Source organism: Armatimonas sp., assembly GCF_043760365.1.
GTDB lineage: Bacteria > Armatimonadota > Armatimonadia > Armatimonadales > Armatimonadaceae > Armatimonas.
Map to the genome: position 1 here is coordinate 1 of NZ_JAYUPA010000706.1, position 3713 is coordinate 3713.

Annotated in this window: 2 protein-coding genes and 1 pseudogene; all 3 read right to left on the minus strand. The window is 56.4% G+C overall.

Annotation, left to right across the window (positions count from 1 at the left end; all coding sequences use genetic code 11):
* On the minus strand, positions 1 to 230 hold a 230-nt coding region (locus ACH2EH_RS16605), incomplete at its 3' end, for a chemotaxis protein CheW (RefSeq protein ID WP_395143293.1).
* A 31-nt stretch (positions 231 to 261) separates the two neighbouring features.
* Positions 262 to 3027: pseudogene (locus ACH2EH_RS16610) on the minus strand (chemotaxis protein CheW); the annotation flags it as partial.
* The gene (locus ACH2EH_RS16615; RefSeq protein WP_395143295.1) at positions 3015 to 3557 is read right to left on the minus strand and encodes a chemotaxis protein CheX; all 543 of its coding nucleotides are present in this window, start codon (positions 3555 to 3557) and stop codon (positions 3015 to 3017) included. The pseudogene ACH2EH_RS16610 and the gene ACH2EH_RS16615, both read right to left, overlap by 13 nt.
* Between the last annotated feature and the right edge of the window lie 156 nt (positions 3558 to 3713).

The window sequence follows — 3713 nt, forward strand, 5'->3', positions numbered from 1 at the left end:
ATATTCATGGCGGGCTTATTGTCAGGCCGCTCGCCGAGTAGGAGCAGCTTGCGCAGGTCTATCGCCGTGACTATCTGTCCGCGCAGGTTGATCAGCCCCACGAGCGTGGGTGAGGCCAGCGGCACTTTGGTTATGGGCTGGGGCCGAAGCACTTCCTGAACCTGAATCAATGTCAGTCCGAAAAGATACTCCCCCAGATAAAAAGTGCAAAACCGGTGTGGTGTTTCCATCGTTTTCCTCTTGCAGCACTGAGAGCAGCGCCTTGGTATCTAAAATCTGCGTGACACGTCCTTGAATCACCATCGTCCCCACAACAGGCCCCTCGGGCGCTTGCTCCTCGAGAGTAAGCACCTCTTCGACGATATCCACAATGCGGTCCACGACCATCCCAACGCAGTGCGGCTCCTCGCCGATCACCACCACTTGGAGTGGCTCCAGGGCGACATCAGACTCGGCGCTCTGTGTGCCAGGGATAGAGCCCATCAGGTGCAGCAGAGGCATGATCCGGCCACGGTACTGCACCACCATGAGCCGCCCGACTTCCTCGACCAGGCTGAGCGGAAACTCTTCCAGACGTGCCACGCTCGAGAGAGGGAGAGCCATGCGCCCATTACGCCCGACCTGGAAGAGCAGGAATGTCTGAACCCGCTCACGCTCGGCCTCATACCCCATGCTATCTACAGCCACCCGGCCTCGGTGCGTTTCCGCAGCGAGATTCGCACGGAGCGCAAGCGCCATCACATCTAAGATCAGCGCCACCCGGCCATCGCCTCGTATCGTCGCCCCGGCAAAGAGATCCACGGACTTCAGATGCGCACTAAGCGGCTTGACAACGATTTCCTCGGTATCCGCGATGCTATCCACCACCAGCCCGAACTGTTGCTCGTTGGCCTGAAGCACCACAATATTGATTCCACGCTCTTCGTCGCGCTCATTCTCTTTTTCAAGAGCCAGTTCCTGATTCAGAAAGAGTAGCGGAAGAAGCTTGCCACGTAGCCGATAGACAGGGATTCCCTGGATACGCTCAATTCCGGTGCGAGCACTCGGCAGCCGAACGAGTTCTAGCAGGCTCACCTGTGGAATGGCGTAGCGCTCCTCACCTGCGCTCACGAAGAGTGCGGGAACAATCGCCAAAGTGAGAGGAATCTTAACCTTGATGGTCGTCCCTTTCTTTATCCGGCTCTGGATATCAATCGTGCCCCCAATCTTCTCGATATTTGTCTTGACAACATCCATCCCCACACCGCGCCCCGAGACACTGGTCACGGTTGCCGCTGTGGAGAATCCCGGTAAGAAGATAAGCTGGAGAAGCTCCCACTCGCTCATCTGGGTAGCGAGTTCGGGCGTAATAAAACCACGTTCGATCGCCTTGGCCTTGATGCGTCCTGAGTCAATCCCGCCACCATCATCGGTGATCTCGATATTGACCTGACCACCTTCGTGGTAGGCGCGCAACAAAAGCAGCCCCTCGGCAGATTTCCCCGAGGCGACCCGTACATCTGAGCGCTCAATCCCGTGGTCTATTGCATTACGTATAAGATGTGTGAGCGGATCTTTGATCGCCTCGATAAGTGTCTTGTCCAGATCGGTCTCGCGGCCTTCCATTTCCAGACGCACTTGCTTGCCGCAGGTCTGAGCCAGATCCCGCACGACACGTGGAAACTTATTCCAGACATTACCAATAGGCTGCATTCGGATATGCATCACGCCTTCTTGCAGCTCGGAGGTGATGAGGTTGAGCCGTTGTGCGGTAGCCACAAGCGCCGTGTCGAGTGCGCTGCCCTGCCCCTGAAGCAACTGGACAATCTGGTTTCGGGTGAGCACCAGCTCCCCCACTAGGTTCATCAGGCTATCGAGTAGGCCCACATCCACACGGATACTCGCGTCGCCCACGGTACCCTGCGCTCCCACTGCCGCGCTACCAATGCTATGTAGCGCACGCTCGACAATATCGCCGGTGACGAGCCCCATAGTGATCAGGATCTCTCCCAAGCGGCGCTGATCGCCCGCCTCCTGCTCACGGAGTGCGCGGGTCAGATCTCCTACCTGGATGTAGCCCTGACTGATAAGCACATCGCCCACACGCCCATGAATCGGGCCGTACTCTTCCTGAGTGGGCACCATATCCTGAGTGGGCACCATGATTTGTGGATCGTTCTCGGGCTCCCGCAAGACGGGCTCCATAACCACTAGCTCAGGAGTGAATTTGGCCTCATCACCTTCTTGAGTTTGAAGACGCGTGAGGGTCTGGGTGAGCGCTGTGTAGTCCACCGTGCCCTCGGAATGCGTGGTTTCGATACTGCCCAAGATCTGACGGATGGCATCCTCCAAGGCCAGCAGCGCATCGGTGATCGCGGGGCTGAGGCGGAGATCCCCGGTACGCAGGAGGCTCAGTAAGCTCTCTCCCGCATGACTCAGCGACTCCAGGCGCGAGAAGCCAAAAAACCCACAGGTTCCCTTGATTGTGTGAATGGTGCGGAAGATACTAGAGATCGTTTCATGATCCTGCGGGTCTTTCTCAAGCGCGAGCAAGTCCAAGTCCAGACGATCCAGGTTCTCGTAGCTCTCCACAAGAAAGTCCTGAACAATTCCCTCCTCATCTATCAACATGCTTTCCGGAGCTTCGTCGGCACTGACAAGGCATAGATTCACAGTTTCAGGTGCTGCAGATTCCGCCAAAGGTCGCCCTAGTATTTGCAATAGCTTCCCTTCACTAGCCGCAAGAGGATCAAGACTAGCGTACTTCCCGGAGAGGAAGTAGCTCTCCAGGGCTCCCACTGCATTGCGGGTCGCCTGGATGCCTGCAACGAAATCATTGGTATTGCTCAGATAGAGCTCTTGCAACATCTCTAGACAGACGGTAAGCAGCGCACTTGGGTGGATTAGTTCCTCGGGCAAGCTCGTGAGAACGTCCTCAAGCTCAGCCCCGATTCTCGCCAGCTCATCGGTGTTCTCCACTTTTAGAGTTGCAAGGCGCATCTCTAAACTACGGAGCGTTTTCGGGATTTCTTCGTCTACCGTACACATACAGAACAAACCTCCTGGATAGGCTGCATCCGCGCGGTCTGTCCTGCAATCACATCTACCCAGAATGTACTCGTGGGTAGCTCAAAGCTGGTGCATATAGAGACCATGTTATGGGGCAGTACTCTCTCAACATCGTGCCCTCGAAAAACGGTGGGCAGCGACATTGCAACCACCACTCCCTGAGTATCCATTTGTGCCACGATGTTGCCGGCAATAATATTTGCGACTTCCCCAATGGCATCGCCCATATCCACGCTATCGTAGTCAATCTCGAAGCCCGCCATGGCGCGTGCCAGCTCAACCGCAGACTCACGGGAGCAGCACATTGTCATGGAGTAGCGCCGGTCGCCGACAAACGAGATCGTCCCACAGATTCCATCCCAGATCCGAGCGACCTCTTCGGCAGGCAGGCACTTGGGCTCTATCCCGACGAACATTGCCACTGTCTGGGATACAGCCACTTGCACGATCTCAACCAATAGGGGCTCGATGTTGGGAGCAGGCGGAGTGGTGCTCTGAAAATCGCTCACGGGACTACCCACCTCTAAGCTTGCTAAAAAAGCCACCACTCTTCGCCCCTGCCGCTTGAGGTACCTGCCGTGTACGAATTCTCTCAATCAGGGGCTCCACTTGCCGAACCAGATCAGCATGGGTGAAGGGCTTGGTGACATAGGCATCTGCGCCCG